This window comes from Campylobacter estrildidarum, assembly GCF_005406205.1.
Taxonomy (GTDB): Bacteria; Campylobacterota; Campylobacteria; order Campylobacterales; family Campylobacteraceae; genus Campylobacter_D; species Campylobacter_D estrildidarum.
Genome location: NZ_NXLZ01000001.1, coordinates 15,903 through 33,381 on the forward strand (window position 1 = coordinate 15,903; position 17,479 = coordinate 33,381).

16 protein-coding genes and 1 pseudogene are annotated in these 17,479 nt (G+C 29.7%); 3 read left to right on the plus strand and 14 right to left on the minus strand.

The window, feature by feature from the left end; all coding sequences use genetic code 11:
- The first annotated feature begins 30 nt into the window (after nucleotides 1-30).
- Nucleotides 31-483, plus strand: coding sequence for a DUF2972 domain-containing protein (locus CQA69_RS09045; protein ID WP_246023089.1), 453 nt, complete (start codon nucleotides 31-33; stop codon nucleotides 481-483).
- Here the strand turns inward: CQA69_RS09045 and CQA69_RS00085 are convergent.
- The 4 genes from CQA69_RS00085 to CQA69_RS00100 are packed head-to-tail and all read right to left on the minus strand — an operon-like array spanning nucleotide 476 to nucleotide 3,219.
- Complete coding sequence (locus tag CQA69_RS00085) at nucleotides 476-2,314, minus strand: primosomal protein N' (RefSeq protein WP_137619807.1); 1,839 nt, start codon at nucleotides 2,312-2,314, stop codon at nucleotides 476-478. The two genes, CQA69_RS09045 and CQA69_RS00085, sit on opposite strands and share 8 nt — an antisense overlap.
- Nucleotides 2,311-2,757, minus strand: a complete 447-nt coding sequence (locus CQA69_RS00090) for a type II secretion system protein (RefSeq protein ID WP_137619808.1) — start codon at nucleotides 2,755-2,757, stop codon at nucleotides 2,311-2,313. Before CQA69_RS00090 ends, CQA69_RS00085 begins: the two co-directional genes overlap by 4 nt.
- Entirely contained in the window at nucleotides 2,754-2,999 is a 246-nt protein-coding gene (locus CQA69_RS00095) for a hypothetical protein (protein ID WP_137619809.1), read from the minus strand. The genes CQA69_RS00090 and CQA69_RS00095 overlap by 4 nt, the downstream gene beginning before the upstream one ends.
- The gene (locus tag CQA69_RS00100; protein WP_002776426.1) at nucleotides 2,989-3,219 is read right to left on the minus strand and encodes a hypothetical protein; all 231 of its coding nucleotides are present in this window, start codon (nucleotides 3,217-3,219) and stop codon (nucleotides 2,989-2,991) included. Before CQA69_RS00100 ends, CQA69_RS00095 begins: the two co-directional genes overlap by 11 nt.
- A gap of 160 nt (nucleotides 3,220-3,379) precedes the next feature.
- On the opposite strand from CQA69_RS00100, the gene uvrB reads away from it, so the two are divergent.
- The gene (gene uvrB / locus CQA69_RS00105; protein WP_137619810.1) at nucleotides 3,380-5,353 is read left to right on the plus strand and encodes an excinuclease ABC subunit UvrB; all 1,974 of its coding nucleotides are present in this window, start codon (nucleotides 3,380-3,382) and stop codon (nucleotides 5,351-5,353) included.
- On the opposite strand, the gene CQA69_RS00110 is transcribed toward uvrB, so the two are convergent.
- The 10 genes and pseudogenes from CQA69_RS00110 to CQA69_RS00155 all read right to left on the minus strand — a co-directional run bounded on the left by CQA69_RS00110 (nucleotide 5,348) and on the right by CQA69_RS00155 (nucleotide 16,106).
- On the minus strand, nucleotides 5,348-7,279 hold the full coding sequence (locus CQA69_RS00110; protein ID WP_137619811.1) for a DUF4118 domain-containing protein: 1,932 nt from the start codon (nucleotides 7,277-7,279) through the stop codon (nucleotides 5,348-5,350). The two genes, uvrB and CQA69_RS00110, sit on opposite strands and share 6 nt — an antisense overlap.
- Complete coding sequence (gene kdpC / locus CQA69_RS00115) at nucleotides 7,248-7,889, minus strand: potassium-transporting ATPase subunit KdpC (RefSeq protein ID WP_137619812.1); 642 nt, start codon at nucleotides 7,887-7,889, stop codon at nucleotides 7,248-7,250. The genes CQA69_RS00110 and kdpC overlap by 32 nt, the downstream gene beginning before the upstream one ends.
- 2 nt (nucleotides 7,890-7,891) lie before the next feature.
- The gene (kdpB, locus tag CQA69_RS00120) at nucleotides 7,892-9,937 is read right to left on the minus strand and encodes a potassium-transporting ATPase subunit KdpB (protein WP_137619813.1); all 2,046 of its coding nucleotides are present in this window, start codon (nucleotides 9,935-9,937) and stop codon (nucleotides 7,892-7,894) included.
- 13 nt (nucleotides 9,938-9,950) lie between these two features.
- On the minus strand, nucleotides 9,951-11,642 hold the full coding sequence (gene kdpA / locus CQA69_RS00125; RefSeq protein ID WP_137619814.1) for a potassium-transporting ATPase subunit KdpA: 1,692 nt from the start codon (nucleotides 11,640-11,642) through the stop codon (nucleotides 9,951-9,953).
- A gap of 9 nt (nucleotides 11,643-11,651) precedes the next feature.
- Nucleotides 11,652-11,729 (minus strand): annotated as a pseudogene (kdpF, locus tag CQA69_RS00130) (K(+)-transporting ATPase subunit F); the annotation flags it as partial.
- 82 nt (nucleotides 11,730-11,811) lie between these two features.
- The gene (locus CQA69_RS00135) at nucleotides 11,812-13,368 is read right to left on the minus strand and encodes an anaerobic C4-dicarboxylate transporter (RefSeq protein ID WP_137619815.1); all 1,557 of its coding nucleotides are present in this window, start codon (nucleotides 13,366-13,368) and stop codon (nucleotides 11,812-11,814) included.
- Between the two features lie 116 nt (nucleotides 13,369-13,484).
- Nucleotides 13,485-14,735, minus strand: coding sequence for an RNA polymerase factor sigma-54 (locus CQA69_RS00140; protein ID WP_137619816.1), 1,251 nt, complete (start codon nucleotides 14,733-14,735; stop codon nucleotides 13,485-13,487).
- The gene (gene lptB, locus CQA69_RS00145) at nucleotides 14,735-15,463 is read right to left on the minus strand and encodes an LPS export ABC transporter ATP-binding protein (protein ID WP_137619817.1); all 729 of its coding nucleotides are present in this window, start codon (nucleotides 15,461-15,463) and stop codon (nucleotides 14,735-14,737) included. The genes CQA69_RS00140 and lptB overlap by 1 nt, the downstream gene beginning before the upstream one ends.
- Nucleotides 15,460-15,864, minus strand: coding sequence for a tRNA (adenosine(37)-N6)-threonylcarbamoyltransferase complex ATPase subunit type 1 TsaE (gene tsaE, locus CQA69_RS00150; protein ID WP_137619818.1), 405 nt, complete (start codon nucleotides 15,862-15,864; stop codon nucleotides 15,460-15,462). Before tsaE ends, lptB begins: the two co-directional genes overlap by 4 nt.
- Nucleotides 15,861-16,106: an RNA-binding S4 domain-containing protein gene (locus CQA69_RS00155; protein WP_137619819.1), complete on the minus strand. Its 246-nt coding sequence runs from the start codon at nucleotides 16,104-16,106 to the stop codon at nucleotides 15,861-15,863. Before CQA69_RS00155 ends, tsaE begins: the two co-directional genes overlap by 4 nt.
- A 152-nt stretch (nucleotides 16,107-16,258) precedes the next feature.
- Between CQA69_RS00155 and CQA69_RS00160 the strand changes: the two genes are divergently transcribed.
- Nucleotides 16,259-17,479 (plus strand): argininosuccinate synthase, encoded by a 1,221-nt coding sequence (locus tag CQA69_RS00160; RefSeq protein ID WP_137619820.1) that lies wholly within the window; start codon nucleotides 16,259-16,261, stop codon nucleotides 17,477-17,479.

The following is a 17,479-nucleotide window of genomic DNA, read 5'->3' on the forward strand; positions in this document are numbered from 1 at the left end:
ATATCCGCTATCTTTTTCCTATCACGCTTTATGCCAATAAAAAAAGATATAAACAATAGATTAAATCATATATACAGCACAGAAATCAATCCTTTAAATAGTATTGCTATTACTTTAGATAGACTAAGACAAAACAAACAAATTGATATAATAAAATTAATTATTGATGATGATTTATCAAATGATATAGCTTTATATATTCAAAAAGAAGATTTAGAAAAATTTAAAAATGATACTCAATTTTTTAATACTGTTAAAGAGTATTTACATAACTTTTTATTTGAAATAAAAAAGATCGATAAACAAAATGAACTTATGATGAAAGAAGAAGAGGTATTATCTATCTTTAATTCCAATAAGACTTTAGCATCGAAATTTTTAAATATTTTTCAAAAAGAATATCAACATTTAGAACAAAATCGTCCAGATATTATCAACTCTTGGAAATATTATCAAAAATTTAAAAACAATGATTTCACATAAAATCTATAGGATCAATATCTGCATTGACATTTTTAAATTGTAAAACGTATTCTTCTATAGCAATTAAAGCCTTGTAAGAATCACTGCGGATAAGAATATGAAAACGATATTTTGCATTAATCATTTCAACCCCGCAAGCCCCATAACCAATAAGTTCTATATTTTTTATTGTTGCTAATTTTTCAGCTAAATACTCACATAAATTTTGTGCTTTTAATCTATCCTTATCTTCTATAATTAGCCTTAAAAGGCGTTTAAATGGAGGATATAAACCTTTTCTATTTTCAAGCTCATCTTGCAAAAAAGCATCATAATCTTGTATATATTTTTCAAAAAAAGCACGATTTTTAGTTTGCAAAAGCACTCTAGCTTCTCCTTTACGCCCTGCTCTACCTGCAACTTGCATAGCTAGGGCTAAAGTTTCTTCGCTTGCCCTAAAATTCGGTCTAAATAAGTACTCATCAATACCCAAAATCACACTCAAATCAACATTATGGTAATCATGCCCTTTAGCAAGCATGGAAGTTCCTATAAGTATGTCAATTTTTTTATCATTAAATTCTTTTAAAATATGATTTAATTTTTTAACGCTTGTAATCTCGTCGCTATCAAACTTTGTTATTTTAGCATTGATAAATTTTGATTCTAAAAGCTCTTTAAGTTCAGCTGTTCCCATTTTTCTAGCTTCTAGCATCAATCCTTGGCAAGAAGGACAGGATTGATCGATACTTTTTGTAAAATTACAATAATGACATTTTAACAAATTTCTATTTTTATGCAGACTCATAGCAATAGAACAAAATGGACATTTTATCGTCTCTCCACAATTTTTACAAAAAATCTGCCTAAAATTAGCACGAGTAGGTAAAAAAATAATAACTTGTTTATGTCTTCCTAAACTTGCTTGTATTTCACTTAAAAGCATAGGACTTAAAGATAACTCATTTTCATCATATAAAAAATGTTTTTTGCTTTCAAAAAATGTTCCTCTAAGTCTAAACGCTTTTTGCTTATAAAAACTCGTTAAAGATGGGGTTGCAGAACCTAAAACAACTTTAATATTTAATTTTGTTCCTAAAAAAAGTGCTAAATCGCGGACATTTAAATAAGGCTGATTTGAAGCTTTGTAAGAATTATCATGTTCTTCATCAACAACAATCAATTCTAAATTTCTAAAAGGTAAAAAAAGTGCCGATCTTGCCCCAGCAATTAATAACGCTTTGCCCTCATTAAAACTTTCTAAACATTCTTGTTTTTTCTTTTTAGAAACCTTAGAGTGCCATAAAAATAAACTATCTTTAAAATACATCTCTAAACGTTTTTTTATTTGAGAAGTGAGTGAAATTTCAGGCATTAAAAATAAAACTTGTTTCCCTTTTTTTAAATAATCCTTAATCAAAGAAATATAAATTTCAGTTTTACCGCTTCCCGTATCTGCAAAAAGTAAAGAATTAGAATTGCTTTTTATAAAATCCAAAGCTTTTTTTTGCTCCAAACTTAAATTGGGCTCTTTGGTAATTTCTATCCCTTTACAGCTATATTCTTTACTCGTTAAAAAAAAGCCTAAAACAAAACCTATCTTAGCTGCATAATAATAAGAAATAAATTTTGCGAGTTCAAATTGAGATTTACTTAAAGAAAAAGATGTAAGCTCTTTAATAGCCTTTGTTTGAAAATCTGGTTTTTCGCATTCTTTAATCACTAAAGCCCTAAGATTTTTTTTCATTTTTACATCTACAATTACTTCACTTAAAGAAGGAATTGTTTCTTGGCTATGAAAAACTAAATTTTGCAAATATAATCCAAAAATAGCAACTTCGTAATATTTCATTGTAAATCTTTACAATATTTTGAATTTATACATTCTAAAATACCATCTTTTGAATTATAAAAAAAATCAATATATTCCTTTGAATTAAGGAAAAATCTATATCGATTAGACGCTATCTTCATCCAAGATTTAAAATCAGAATAAATAGGAGAATCAAGTAAGGAATAATCACATTCTTTAGCCTTTACACAATAAAAAAGTTTTTCTTTTGAAGTATTTAATTTGGCATTATCAAGGTTTAATATAAAACCATTTATTTGTTTGAGTTCAGTCTGAGTACGCATAAATGATAAAGCTGAATTTAACATTTCATAATCTATCTTTAATTTCAAAAGCTTTGCTTCATCTTTATTTCTACCTGTAAAAGTTAAAGCTAAACTTGCTAATATACCTAAGATAAGTATAACAAAAATGAGCTCGAGTAAAGTAAAAGCTCTTTTCATTTTACTGGAAGTTCTTCATTGATAGCTTTTATAAGTTTTTTTAATTCTCTTTCTAAAATATAATTCTCATAGCTTTTTTTTACAAAAGCATCTACAAAACGTTTAAGTTCTATTTTTCTTGTTCCGCCAGAAATAAAAGCAATATCATCTTCTAAAACATTGGCAAATTCTTCACTGCATTTAACAATAAAATCTTTTGCAGAAACATTGATAATTACTTGTTTTAAATTATCACTTGCCAAGAACTGCCTCGATTTTTTTGAAAATATCTTCACTTTCTATATTGCGAGATTTTAATTCTTCTTCAAGACGCATAATTTGATTGCTTTTTGCTTCATTTTGTGCTTTGACGCTTACAAGCTCATTTCTTAAATTCTCGTTTGCTTCACACACTTCATTATATTTTTCAATCAGCTCATTAACTTTATCTGACATAGTGTTAATAATTTTTTCATCAAACATATTTTTCGCCTTCTTTAATTGAAAATTTAAATTATAGAAAATACTTTTATAATTGTAGCAAAAAAAAATAAATTTTTATGTTTTTTAAAGGATTAATTTTAATTAAAGTATTTTTTTTTAAAATTTTTAATTTTAAAATATTTTTATCAAAAGTAAAATAATGTTAGAACTTACAAGCGAATTTAAACCAAGTCCTGATCAAAAACAAGCTATAGAAGGCATAGTAAAAAGCATTAAAAAAGGTAATAAGTATCAAACCTTATTAGGGGTTACAGGCAGTGGAAAAACTTTTACTATGGCCAATGTTATCAAAGAACTTCAAATGCCAACACTCATTATGAGTCACAATAAAAGCTTATGTGCTCAACTTTATAGCGAGTTTAAGGGCTTTTTTTCTAAAAATCATGTAGAGTATTTCATTTCTTATTATGATTATTATCAACCTGAAGCTTATATTCCACGTACAGATGTTTTTATAGAAAAAGACAGTTCTACTAATGAAGATCTAGAAAGATTAAGACTTAGTGCTACAGCTTCACTTTTAAGTTATGAAGACGTTGTGTGTATTGCTAGCGTTTCAGCTAATTATGGACTTGGAAATCCAAACGAATATATTGGAATGGTTTTGATTTTTGAACTCGGTATGCAAATTTCACAAAAAGAACTTCTTAAAAAACTTGTAGATATGGGGTATAAAAGAAATGATAATTTTTTTGATCGTGCAGATTTTCGTGTCCAAGGCGATACTATAGATATTTATCCTGCTTACTATGAAGATGAAGTAATCAGGCTTGAATTCTTTGGTGATGAACTTGATGCTATGTATCATTATAATGTCTTAGAAAATAAAAAAGGCAAAGATTTAAAACGCTTTATTTTGTATCCTACGAGTCAATTTAGTGTCGGAGAAACGCGCCTAAAACAAGCTATTAAAGATATCAAGCAAGAATTAATAGAACGCTTAGCACAATTTGAACTCGAAAACAAACTTGTAGAATATCAACGTCTTAAGCAACGTGTTGAGTTTGATCTTGAAATGCTACAAAGCACAGGTATGTGCAAAGGCGTGGAAAATTACGCTAGACATTTAACAGGGTTAAAGGCTGGAGATACTCCATATACCCTATTTGATTATTTTGCTATTAAAAATAGAAAATTTCTTGTCATCGTTGATGAAAGTCATGTTTCATTACCTCAATTTCGTGGAATGTTTGCAGGAGACAGAAGTAGAAAACAAACTTTAGTAGATTATGGTTTTCGCTTACCTTCAGCCCTTGATAATCGTCCTTTAATGTTTGATGAATTTATACATAAAAATTGTCAATTTCTTTTCGTTTCAGCTACTCCAGCACCCTTAGAACTTGAACTAAGCAAAAATAATATTTTTCATCAAATTATGCGTCCAACCGGTTTGCTTGATCCACTTATTGAATTAAAAGATAGCGATAATCAAGTTGAAATTTTATTTGATGAAGCTAAAAAAGTGATCGATAAAAATGAACGCGTTTTAGTAACAGTACTCACTAAAAAATTAGCTGAAGAACTTACAAGGTATTATTTAGAGCTTGGCATTAAAGTAAAATATATGCACTCAGATATTGATGCGATAGAACGTAACGAAATCATTAGAAATCTTAGAAGCGGAGCTTTTGACATGCTAATAGGTATTAATTTACTTAGAGAAGGGCTTGATTTGCCTGAAGTTTCGCTCATTGCTATTATGGATGCTGATAAAGAGGGATTTTTAAGAAGCACAACAAGTCTAATTCAAACTATGGGAAGAGCTGCAAGAAATGTCAATGGAAAAGTATTGCTTTTTTGCAAAAAAATTACAAAATCCATGCAAGAAGCTATGGATACAACAAATGAACGTCGCAAACTTCAAGAAAGTTATAATAAAAAATATAAAATTACTCCAACTTCAGTTAAACGACACATAGAAGCAAGTTTGAAAAATGAAGAAGATTTAGGAGAAATTTACCGCAAAGGTAAAAAGCTCGAAAAAATGCCCGCTAACGAAAGAGCTAAGCTTATTAAGGAACTTCGAAAACAAATGCTAGAAGCAGCAAAAGCTCTTGAATTTGAAAAAGCAGCTGCTATTAGAGATGAGATTAATAAAATAAAAACCTTATAATAGAAATATATCTCTCGTTCTCACGCCAACCTCATTAATCAAAGCGTTTAAAATTTCATATTCAAAATCTTGCAAAGGACGCTTTTCTTTTAAAACTATACCAATAACTCCTTTTGTCTTTTCCCCATCCTCTATAGGCAAATACATAGCATTAGCATTTGGCAAAGTATTGGTGCAAACTCCTGCTTTTTCACGATTTGTCGCTACCCATTGCGCTATAGCAATTTCATCGGCACTAAAACAATTTTTTAACATTTGTTTATCATCGTTAAAAAACAACAAAGGCTTAGATAATATATTATTTTTATTCATAGGATAGATAATAATAGGTAAATTTAATAGTTTTAAGGCTTGATTTCCAAGCTGTTCCCAGAGCTCTTGTTTACTTTTTACTCTTGCTAATTTTTCACTATTTTCGAGCAAAATTGCAGTTCTGTAAGCTCTTTTTGCAAGATCTTTAGATTGAAGTTTTAACCTTCTTGTAAAAACAGAAGTTAAAAATCCAACTATAAACATCGTTGCAAAGGTAATAATATTTCCACTATCATGAATTTTGAAACTAAAAAAAGGATTTAAGAAAAAAAAGTTATAAATTAAAACACTTACTAAAGAAGAATAAAGTGCGTAAAATTTATTATCTGATATAAAAGAAGAAGCAAAAACGGCTAAAATAAAAACCATAACTATATTACTTGGCTGAGTGTCAAATCTATGAAATGCAAAAGCTATGATTATCGCTAAAAACAAAATTGCATTAATTTTGATAAAATTTAAAAAATTAAAACTTCTCTTTTTAAATGTTTTAGGCGTTTTAATTTCGCTTTCATTAACTAAATATAAATCAATATTAGGAGCTTTGTTTGCTACAGCCTCAAAGATCTCTTCTTTAAATTTTTTCCTGTTTTTACTTTTTCCCAAAACTATTTTAGAAACATTGCTAATATTTGAATATTCAGCAATCTGATTTGCTATGTTTTCATCATAAATACTAATAATTTCAGCATCAAAACTTTTAGCAAGTTCCAAATTTTCTTTCAGTAATTTATCTTCTTCGAGATTGGAATTTTTTATATAAATAGCACTTAATTTTGCATGAAAAGCACTTGCTAACCTTGCTGCTGATCTAATAACTTTCGCATTAGTCTCATTGATACAAACTAGAATATGCTCTCCTGTATGATAGGTTAAATCATCATTTATAAGTCTTTGTTCGTTGGCTTTTAAATTCACTCTAGATGCAAGTCTTCTTAAAGCTATCTCTCTTAAAGCTATCAATCTTTCTTGTCTAAAAAAATTTTCTAAAGCTAATTTAGCTTGTTTTTCTTTATAAATTTTACCCTCTTGCATTCTTTTTAAAAGTTTATTGGGCTCAATATCTACGAGCTCAACTTGATCAGCCTCATCAAAAATTCGATCAGGAATTCTTTCTTTAACTTCTATTTTGCTAATATTTGCTACCAAATCATTTAAACTTTCTAAATGCTGAATATTTAAAGTGGTATAAACATCAATTCCTGCTTTTAATAGCTCTTCTATATCTTGAAAACGTTTTTCATTTCTAAGACCTTTTGCATTTGTGTGCGCTAACTCATCAACCAAAACTAAAGCCGGTTTTCTTTTTAGAGTAGCATCTAAATCAAACTCTTTTAAAACAATATTTTTATAAGAAATTTCAAGATTTTTGATACTCTCAAAACCTTTAGTCAAATTCATAGTTTCAGGTCTATCATGTGGTTCTATGTAACCTAAAACTACATCGACTCCATTTTGCAATAAATTTCTAGCTTCACTTAGCATGGCATAGGTTTTTCCAGATCCTGCTGCATAACCTAAAAATATTTTTAATTTAGCAAATTTATTTTTTTCTTCTTCCTTAGCTTTTACTTCAAATTTTTTAAGAATTTGTTCGGGTGTTTTTCGCTGCATTTTTACTCTTTTTCATGGCTTTATTTATAGCTATATTGGCTTTTAAAACATTGACTTTCGTTTCGCCAAAAATGCCTAAAAATTTATCTTCTGTGCTATTATTAATTATTTCCTCTACTTGTTTTTGACTCAATTTTGAAAATTTCACAATACGAGGAATTTGCACCCAAGCTGCTTGCTTACTAATATGAGGATCAAGTCCTGAAGCAGAACTTGTTAATAAATCAATTGGAATTTCTTTTTTTGAAACATTTGGATTTTGTTTTAAAAATTGATTTAAATCATTTTCTATACGCTCTTTTAATACAGGATTTGACATAGCATAATTAAAACCACCTGAATTAACGCTGCTTTGATTAGTATCACTTATATTATAATTTATAGCCGAACTTCTTCCATGTAAAAAATAAGGCTTGTTAAAAAATTGACCTAAAAGCTTTGAACCTACAGCTTTATTTATATCAAGTGTAGCTTGTCCATTTTTATCGATTAAACTTCCACTTGCTTGATAGGGAAAAATAAACCTAGCTACTTCATTTAATGCAAAGGGATAAATAACACAACACAAAACGAACATAACAATGAAAAAACTAAATAAAGTTCTAATCATAATCAAACTCCTAAAATTCCTAAAAACCAAGCCGTAGGAATATCGATAATTTTAATACCAATAAAAGGAGCAATAATCCCTCCTATTCCATAAATTCCTAGATTTCTTAAAAGCAACATTTCACTTTTCATAGGTCTAAATTTAACACCACGCATAGCAATAGGTATCAGCAAAGGAATGATAATAGCATTAAAAATCAATGCTGATAAAATAGCACTTTGCGGAGTTGCTAAATGCATAATATTTAAAATTTGCATCTGTGGCAAAACCACGCTAAACATAGCTGGTAAAATGGCAAAATATTTAGCAATGTCATTAGCCATACTAAAGGTTGTCAAACTTCCTCTAGTGATCAATAAACCCTTTCCTATTTCAACAATTTCTAAAATTTTTGTAGGGTTAGAGTCAAGATCAATCATATTTGCAGCTTCTTTAGCGGCTGCTGTTCCTGAATTCATCGCTATTCCCACATCAGCTTGTGCGAGTGCTGGAGCATCATTGGTACCATCTCCTGTCATTGCAACAATTTTACCTTCAGCTTGTTCTTTTTTTATAGCTTCTATTTTATCTTCTGGTTTACATTCTGCTATAAATCCATCAAGTCCAGCTTCTTTGGCTATTGTAGCTGCTGTTAAGGGATTATCCCCTGTACACATAAGAGTTTTTATGCCCATTTTTCTTAATTTAGCAAATCGTTCCTTAAGCCCTGGTTTTACGGTATCTTTTAAGTAAATCACTCCTAAAATTTCTTTATTCTGACTCACTACTAAAGGAGTTCCTCCAAGATTTGAAATTTGCATGACTTTTTCTTCTAAATCACTTGGAATTTCTCCACCCATTTCATCAATATAAACCTTGATAGTGTCAAAAGCTCCTTTACGAATTTGAGTGCCATCTTTTAAATTAACCCCACTCATTCTATTTTGAGCATTAAATTCAATCACTTCTTTAATTTCTTCTTGGTTACACTGAAAACCCATTTTACTTGCCAATGTAACAATACTTTTACCTTCTGGAGTTTCATCTTTTAAAGAAGATAATAAACAAGCACGGATTAATTTATTCTTATCAATTCCTTCAACTTCATAAAATTCATCAGCCAAACGATTACCGAAAGTAATGGTGCCAGTTTTGTCTAAGATCATAGTATCAACATCACCACAACTTTCTACTGCTTTTCCAGAAAGTGCTATTACATTAAAACGAGTTACTCTATCCATTCCTGCTATACCTATAGCTGAAAGGAGTCCTCCTATAGTTGTAGGGATTAAACATACAAGCAAAGCAACCAGCCAAGAAATAGGCAAATTGACATTTAAAAATTGTATAAAAGGATACAAGCTTACAACTACAACTAAAAAGCTAAGACTAAGAACAATCAAAAGAATATTTAATGCAATTTCATTAGGTGTTTTTTGACGTGCAGCACCTTCAACCAAACCTATCATTTTATCTAAAAAGCTTTCTCCAGCACCTACTAAAATCTTAATTTTTAAAAAATCTGTTAAAACTGTCGTTCCACCCGTTACAGAAGAAAAATCACCTCCTGCTTCACGCATCACAGGTGCACTTTCTCCAGTAATAGCTGATTCATCGACACTAGCCGCTCCTTCAATAACCTCTCCGTCATTAGGTATAAGTTCTCCTGCTTGAACTAAAACGATGTCTCCGATTTTTAATTTACTAGCACTTAGCATTTCTTCACTGCCATCGTTTTTAATAAGCCTTGCTTTAAAGTCTTTTTTACTTTGCTTTAAAGTGGCTGCTTGTGCCTTACCTCTACCCTCTGCTATACTTTCTGCAAAATTTGCAAACAATAAAGTGATAAAAAGTACCAAGGTGATTAAAATATTATAAATTCTTTCTTGATCATCTCCTCCAAATAAAGTAGGAAATAAACTTAAAATCAAAGTAATCATAAAACCAATCTCAACAATAAACATTGTAGGATTTTTTACCATAAAACGCGGATCGAATTTTAAAAACGCTCCCTTAATTGCAGTATTTAAAATCTCTTTTGTGATAAGTTTATTTTGTTTTTTAGACATTAGTTCTCCTTATTTAATGCCATAAAGATAAGTATTCTGCTACACTAGAAAGTGTTAATACTGGAAAAAAAGTTAATGCCGCAAAAATATAAACGATGCAAATTAAAACAAACATGAAAGTTAAAGTATCTGTTTTTAAAGTATTTGTATTATTTTCTTGAGTTTTTTGACTTAAAAATGATCCTGCTATAGCTAATTGTATAATCAAAATAAGATAACGTCCACAAAACATAGCAAAAGCTGTGCTTAAATTCCAAAATAAATTATTATCTTTTAAGCCTTCAAGCCCAGATCCATTGTTTGCAGTTGCAGATGTAAATTCATATAAAATTTGAGCTAAACCATGAAAGCTAGGATTTGAGATGCTATCTTTTGCAAAAATTACTCCCAAAGCACTTAAAACAAGAATCAATAAAGGATGTATTAAAATAGCTAAGGCAATGAGTTTCATCTGTTTGCTTTCTATTTTTTTTCCTAAAAATTCTGGAGTTCTTCCTATCATCAAAGCACAAATAAACACACATAAAATAACATAAATCATCATATTCATAAGTCCAACACCATCGCCACCAAAAGCAACATTAAGCATCATGTTAAGCATAGTAGCTCCTATACTTAAGGGATTTAAGCTATCGTGCATATTATTAACACTTCCAGTTGTAAAAGCGGTTGTAACAGCGCTAAACAGACTAGATAAATTAGTTCCAAATCTTAATTCCTTGCCTTCCAAATTTCCCGAGGTTTGATTTAAATCTAAAGAAGATAAATTAGGATTTGGCATAGTTTCAGCATGATAAATTATAATTAAAGAAATTAAGAAAATAAGACTCATGGCTCCAAAAATGACTCCACCTTGCTTACCCATTAAAACAAAGCCTTGATTTTCTTTTCTATGATGAATCATCAAACCAAAAGCTACAACACAAGAGCTTGGAATAAGCATCATGGATAAAATTTGTATAAGATTTGTTAAAGCGTTAGGATTTTCAAAAGGCATACTGGAGTTAGCTCCAAAAAATCCTCCACCATTGGTTCCTAGATGTTTGATAGATTCAATAGCAGCAACTGGGCCTGTAGCAACAGCTTGGATTTTATTCTCTAAAGTTATAAGGTGAAAATTAGAATCATAATTTTGCACTACACCCTGCGAAATAAAAATTAAAGAAATGATAAAACTTAAAGGAAGTACTAAACGCGTCATTATACGAGTGAAATCTTCATAATAATTTCCCATTTGCATACCACAAAATGCCCTGCAAAAAGCCATACAAGCACAACAACCACTCACACCTGAAACAAACATAGTAAGCAATATTCCTGTGCTTTGAGAAAATAAACTTAAAGCATTTTCTCCACTATAATGCTGTAAATTAGTATTAGTAATAAAACTAATGGCGGTATTTAAACTCAAATCTAAAGGCATAGATTTTATAGAATTAGGATTTAAAAAAATTCTATCTTGTAATAAAAAAATAACAAAAGAAAAAATAGCTGCTAAAAAATTAAAAATACACAAATGTAAAGAATACTGTTTCCAAGTCATATTTTTTCTATCAACAGTACAAATTTTATAAATCAAATCATCTATAGGATTAAAAATAAAATCAAAAATAGTTTTTTTAAAATTAGTAATTTTATATAAGTAACGTCCAAAAATTAAAGATAAAATAAAAGATATAAGAAGTATTACCACAATTTCCAACATATTTTTCCTTTAAAATTTTTCAGGATACAAAAGTGCATAAAAAAGATAACAAGCAAGTGCTAAACTTAAAATCAATAAAAAGATCATTATAAATCCTATTAATAAAAATCATTACATATAAAGGGTTTTAATTCTATCCTTGCTAGACTTATAATTTGCTTTAAACATTTTAAAGATATCCAGCTATCATTGCGATAAAATAACCTGCTACACAAGAAGCTGTTACACCAATAAGCCCTGGTAAAATAAAACTATGATTAATAATAAATTTACCAATACGAGTCGTTCCTGATCGATCAAATTGTATGGTTGCTAAATCACTTGGATAAGTTGGTAAAATATAATACCCATAGCAAGCAGCCGCAAAAGCTATAATAATACCTGGCTCAACGCCAATTCCTAAAGATAAAGGAACAAAAGCTGAAATAGCTGCTGCTTGAGAATTTACAAATTTAGAAATTAAAAGAAGCATTAAAGCATAAGTCCAAGGATGCTCTCTAACTATATCTCCTAGCAAAGCCTTCATCATAGGGGTATGAACTGCAAACATAGTATCCGCCATCCAAGAAATTCCAAAAACTGCAACAAGAGCTACCATTCCTGACTTAAAAATTTCATTTGAACTGACTTTTTTTACATCAGTTTTTGTAAAAATAATAATCAAAGCACCCGCTAAAAGCATAAACATTTGAATGATTGACACCATAGAAATGTAATTATAACTTGGATTTCCAAGCTTATCTTTTTGAGGAATAGCTACAATTTTAGAATTTTCTTCCAAGGTATTTATTTGACTTTTATCCGGTTTTAAACCTAATTTTTTAAGATCAATAATACCCTTATTTTCTCCATTTAATGTCCATTCTATGGTATTATTAATATGTGTTTGATATATCATTTTTTGACCCCAGTTAGGTTTTAAACTATCAAATATACCAATAATAGCTACCAAACAAATAGCGGCTATAAAAATCCACATCGCAATCCAATTACCTATAGGTAATTTAATATTTAAAAGAGTTTTAGAGTCACCGTAAACATACTTTTTAAACTCAGAATCTTTCAATTTTTCTTGAAAAACCTCATCTTTATCTAAATCTTTACCTCTAAACCAAGAAAACACTCCAACACATAAAACTCCTATAAGAGTACTAGGTATAGTGATTTGAAGTAAATTAATATAACCATCAAAGCCAACTAGCTTATGAGAAGCATTTAAAAGTAAAGCGGTTAAACTTACAACCGCTACAGAAACCGGACTTGCTATAATTCCCATTTGTGAAGATATAGAAGCTGCTGCCATAGGACGTTCTGGGCGAATACCATTTTTAATTGCAATATCATAAATAATAGGCATAATAGTATATACCACATGTCCTGTTCCGCAAAGCATCGTTAAAAAACAAGTTACAAAAGGAGCTAAAATAGTCAAAAATTTAGGATTTTTTCTTAAAATTTTTTCAGCAATTTGAAGCATAACATCTAAACCACCACTTGCTTGTAAAGTTGCACTTGCAACTACTACAGCTAAAATAGTGAGCATAACATCAATTGCAGGTTTTCCAGGCTTTATATGAAAAACAAAAACTAGCATCAAAATGCCTATACCGCCTAATAAACCGAGAGCTATTCCACCTTTCTTAGCTCCATAAAAAAGACAAACTAATATAACTACAATTTGAATAAAAAATTGCCATCCTTCGCTAAGATCAATTAAAAAATCCATAATCAATCCCTTTTTAAATTATAAAAAACAATTGCACAATTGTATCATAATTTAAAAATAAATATAATATTTATTAAATAATATAAATAAAAATTAAATATAAGAAGTCTTAAAGTTTATCCTTCAAGCTCGTAAAGTTTTTTTCTATCTGTAGAACTTGCAATATTGAGATGTTTTCGATATTTCGTAACTGTACGACGCCCTATATCGATTTTAAATTCATCTTGTATAAGTTTTAAAATTTTACTATCACTTAAAGGTTTTAAGCGATTTTCATTTTTAACTAAATTTGCAATAAAATCTTTAACACTAGTATTGGAAGTTTCTCCCTCTTCATCAAGCGCAAAAGCAAAAAAATCTTTCAAAGGAATCAATCCTCTTTCGCAACTTAAATATTTATTTGCAATCGCTCTTGAAACTGTAGAGGCATTACGATCGAGATCTTCAGCAATATCTTTTAAAGTCATAGGTTTAATGTCTTTACCTATAAAAAAATCATATTGATGTTCTACTATCATCAATCCAATTTTATATAAAGTTGCTTTTCGCATAGCCAAAGCATCTACTAAATTTTTAGCCTCTTTAATATAATGTGCTAAATATTCATGATTAATCCCATCTGTTTCTATAGAAATTTCAGGATAATACTCATCGTTAATTTTTACTTTAATTTCATTATTTTCACGAAAAATAAAGATATCTGGAATAATAGCTTGAGAATCTTCAAAATATTCTAAAAATGGAGGAATACTGAATTTTTTGATAGCAGCAATTGCTTGAGTATATTTTTTTTCTTTCGTGTAATCTTGTATGTTCTCAAAATCTAATATTAGCATTTTACAAAAATCGTAAAGTTCTTCATCGAGATCTTCATTTTCAAGGGCAAATAAAAAAGCTTCTTTATAATCTTTAGCACCCACCCCTATAGGATCTAAGAATTTAAAACGCATTCTTATATTTTCAAGATCTTTTTCGTCCACATCTTGCATAATTTCTTCATCAAATTCAAAATACCCTTCATGATTTAAACATTGTATGATTTTATTTGCAATATCTTGAGATTTTTTTGTAGGAAAAAGTGGAGGGATAATTTGTTCATTTAAAAGCTCATAAACACTTTTTTTACCGACCCCCATGCTTTCAATCATAGTAGAATTTGTATTATTTTTATAAAAAGAATCAAAATAACTCTTTCCTTTTTCAGAAGTTTTAATCGCATCTTGAACACTTAAAAAAGGGTTTTCTTCTGCAAATTTATCCAAATTTTCTTTTAAATCTTCTATATTTGCTTGTAAAATAGGAAGCCAAGAACGCAAAGTTTGAGAAATTTTTGTTTTTGCACTTTGAGTAATCTTTTGCTTTAACATCAGTCTAGGAGTTTAAACTCCGCTCCTAAGTAGTATTTTTTTACATCTTTATTATTGGCAATTTCTTCAGCATTTCCACTTGCCAATAAAGAACCTGAACGAATAACATACGCCCTATCACAAATAGCTAAAGTCTCACGTACATTGTGATCTGTAATTAAAACTCCAATATTGAGTTTTTTAAGCTCTTTAATTAAAGCTTGAATTTCAGAAACCGCAATAGGATCAACTCCAGCAAAAGGTTCATCAAGAAGTAAAAATTTAGGTTCACACATTAAACTCCTTGCCAACTCACAACGTCTTCTTTCACCACCACTTAAACTTAATCCCTTTCTTAAGCGAATCGGTTCTATGCTCAAAAGTTCAAGCATTTGCTCTACTTTTTCGTTTAAAACTTCCTTGTCTTCGTAAAAAATTTGCGCAGCTAAAAGCAAATTATCTTCCACACTTAAATCTTTAAAAATACTACTTTCTTGTGGCAAATACCCTATTCCTTTTCTTGCACGCTTATTTAAAGGTTCTTTTGTAATATCTAAGCCATCAAGAAGCACTCTGCCGCTACTTGGAGAAATCAATCCACATATCATATAAAAAGTGGTTGTTTTTCCTGCTCCATTAGGTCCTAAAAGTCCGACAACTTCTCCGCTATTTAATTCTAAAGATATATCTTGTATGATTTTAGTTTTTTTGATGATTTTCTCTAAATTCAATATCTCTAACTTACTCATAAAATTTCATACTTTCTTTTATTGTTTTCAACGCTAATTTTAATTACCGTGCTTGAAATTCCAAATTGTAATAATTGATTTCTTAGCTCCTCATCTCCCCATTCTACCAAATGCAAACCTTCTTCAAATAAATTATCAAACAAGCCGTTCTTTAAAAGCCCATCTAATCCTTTTTGATAGATATCATAATGATATACACAAATATTTTCATTTTGATATTTTTGCATGATAGAAAAAGTTGGAGAAGTCACTTGGTCGCCTAAATTTAAAAATTTAACCCAAGCTTGAACTAAACTAGTCTTTCCACTAGCTAAATCTCCTTGCAACAAAACCACTCCATTTTTTGGCAGATCGATTAAAAGTTTATCTAGTTCGCTTTGGCTTAAAATTATTTCTTTCATAGCTTTTCTACATATTGATTTTGAGCGTTTTTAGGAATGCTTTTCATCGTTGGTATAGCTAAAACTTTATATTCTTGAGTATATTCCATAAAATGCAAGCTAATGATATCTCCTATCTTTACCTCTTTACTTGCTTTAACAATATTACCATTAATCCCTACAACCCCACTTTTACACATATCTTCAGAAATTGCTCTTCTTTTGGTAATATTTACCACATTTAAAAATTTATCCACTCTCATAAGAATGAATTTTAGCAAAAAAAATCAAATTTTGGAACATATTTTGCTTATGAGATAAAATTTTAATTAAATTCTTAAATCTTTAATAAAATTTTAGATACAATGCATCTATAATAAAGTTTTATAACGCAAAAATCGAGGAAATCTATTTTATGAAAAATGAAATAAAAAAAGTTGTTTTAGCATATTCTGGTGGTCTTGATACGAGCATTATTTTAAAATGGCTTCAGGATGAATACAAGTGTGAAGTTATAACTTTTACAGCCGATATCGGACAAGGAGAAGAACTAGAACCCGCTAGACAAAAAGCTCTTGCCTTAGGAATTAAAGAAGAAAATATTTTCATTAAGGATTTAAAAGATGAATTTGTTAAAGATTATGTATTTCCTATGTTTAGAGCAAATGCACTCTATGAAGGAGAGTACTTATTAGGAACAAGTATAGCACGTCCGTTGATTGCAAAAACTCAAGCACAAATTGCTATCCAAACCAAAGCAGATGCGGTTAGCCACGGTGCCACAGGCAAAGGAAATGATCAGGTGCGTTTTGAATTAGGTTATTTAGCTTTTAACCCAAATTTAAAAATCATAGCACCATGGAGAGAATGGGATTTAAATAGCAGAGAAAAACTTTTAGCGTATGCTCAAAAACACGGCATAGATATTTCCAAAAAAAAAGGTAAATCCCCTTATTCTATGGATGCAAATTTACTTCATATTTCCTATGAAGGACTTGTTTTAGAAGATCCAGCTTGTTTTCCAGAAGATGATATGTGGAGATGGACAAAAAATCCAAAAGAAGCTCCGAATGAAAGTGAAATTATAGAGCTTGAATTTCAAAAAGGAGATCTCATTGCAATCAATGAAAAAAAACTTTCACCAGCAAAACTTTTAATTCAGCTAAATCAACTAGGTGCAAAACATGGTATTGGTCGCCTTGATATGGTTGAAAACCGCTATGTTGGAATGAAAAGTCGAGGTTGTTATGAAACTCCAGGAGGAACTATACTTTTAAAAGCTCATAGAACTATTGAAAGTATTACTCTTGATAGAGAAGCTGCGCATTTAAAAGACGAGTTAATGCCAAAATATGCAAATTTAATTTATAATGGATATTGGTTTTCCCCTGAAAGGCTAATGCTTCAAGCGTTAATTGACGAATCGCAAAAATACGTTAATGGAAAAGTCAGCATTGAACTTTATAAAGGCAATGTCATAATTAGAGGTCGCGAAAGCGCAAACGATAGTTTATTTAATACAGCTTATTGCACTTTTGAAGAAGATGAAGTTTATAATCAAAAAGATGCAGCTGGATTCATAAAACTCAATGCTTTGCGTTTTATCATTGCAGGAAAAAATGGAAGAAAATTTTAA

Bases quoted from the DNA above. Each gene is read 5' to 3' on its own strand.
- CQA69_RS09045 (WP_246023089.1), top strand. From the start codon at position 31: ATGCCAATAAAAAAAGATATAAACAATAGATTAAATCATATATACAGC.
- CQA69_RS00085 (WP_137619807.1), bottom strand. From the start codon at position 2,314: ATGAAATATTACGAAGTTGCTATTTTTGGATTATATTTGCAAAATTTA.
- CQA69_RS00090 (WP_137619808.1), bottom strand. From the start codon at position 2,757: ATGAAAAGAGCTTTTACTTTACTCGAGCTCATTTTTGTTATACTTATC.
- CQA69_RS00100 (WP_002776426.1), bottom strand. From the start codon at position 3,219: ATGTTTGATGAAAAAATTATTAACACTATGTCAGATAAAGTTAATGAG.
- uvrB (WP_137619810.1), top strand. From the start codon at position 3,380: ATGTTAGAACTTACAAGCGAATTTAAACCAAGTCCTGATCAAAAACAA.
- CQA69_RS00110 (WP_137619811.1), bottom strand. From the start codon at position 7,279: ATGCAGCGAAAAACACCCGAACAAATTCTTAAAAAATTTGAAGTAAAA.
- kdpC (WP_137619812.1), bottom strand. From the start codon at position 7,889: ATGATTAGAACTTTATTTAGTTTTTTCATTGTTATGTTCGTTTTGTGT.
- kdpB (WP_137619813.1), bottom strand. From the start codon at position 9,937: ATGTCTAAAAAACAAAATAAACTTATCACAAAAGAGATTTTAAATACT.
- kdpA (WP_137619814.1), bottom strand. From the start codon at position 11,642: ATGTTGGAAATTGTGGTAATACTTCTTATATCTTTTATTTTATCTTTA.
- CQA69_RS00135 (WP_137619815.1), bottom strand. From the start codon at position 13,368: ATGGATTTTTTAATTGATCTTAGCGAAGGATGGCAATTTTTTATTCAA.
- CQA69_RS00140 (WP_137619816.1), bottom strand. From the start codon at position 14,735: ATGTTAAAGCAAAAGATTACTCAAAGTGCAAAAACAAAAATTTCTCAA.
- lptB (WP_137619817.1), bottom strand. From the start codon at position 15,463: ATGAGTAAGTTAGAGATATTGAATTTAGAGAAAATCATCAAAAAAACT.
- tsaE (WP_137619818.1), bottom strand. From the start codon at position 15,864: ATGAAAGAAATAATTTTAAGCCAAAGCGAACTAGATAAACTTTTAATC.
- CQA69_RS00155 (WP_137619819.1), bottom strand. From the start codon at position 16,106: ATGAGAGTGGATAAATTTTTAAATGTGGTAAATATTACCAAAAGAAGA.
- CQA69_RS00160 (WP_137619820.1), top strand. From the start codon at position 16,259: ATGAAAAATGAAATAAAAAAAGTTGTTTTAGCATATTCTGGTGGTCTT.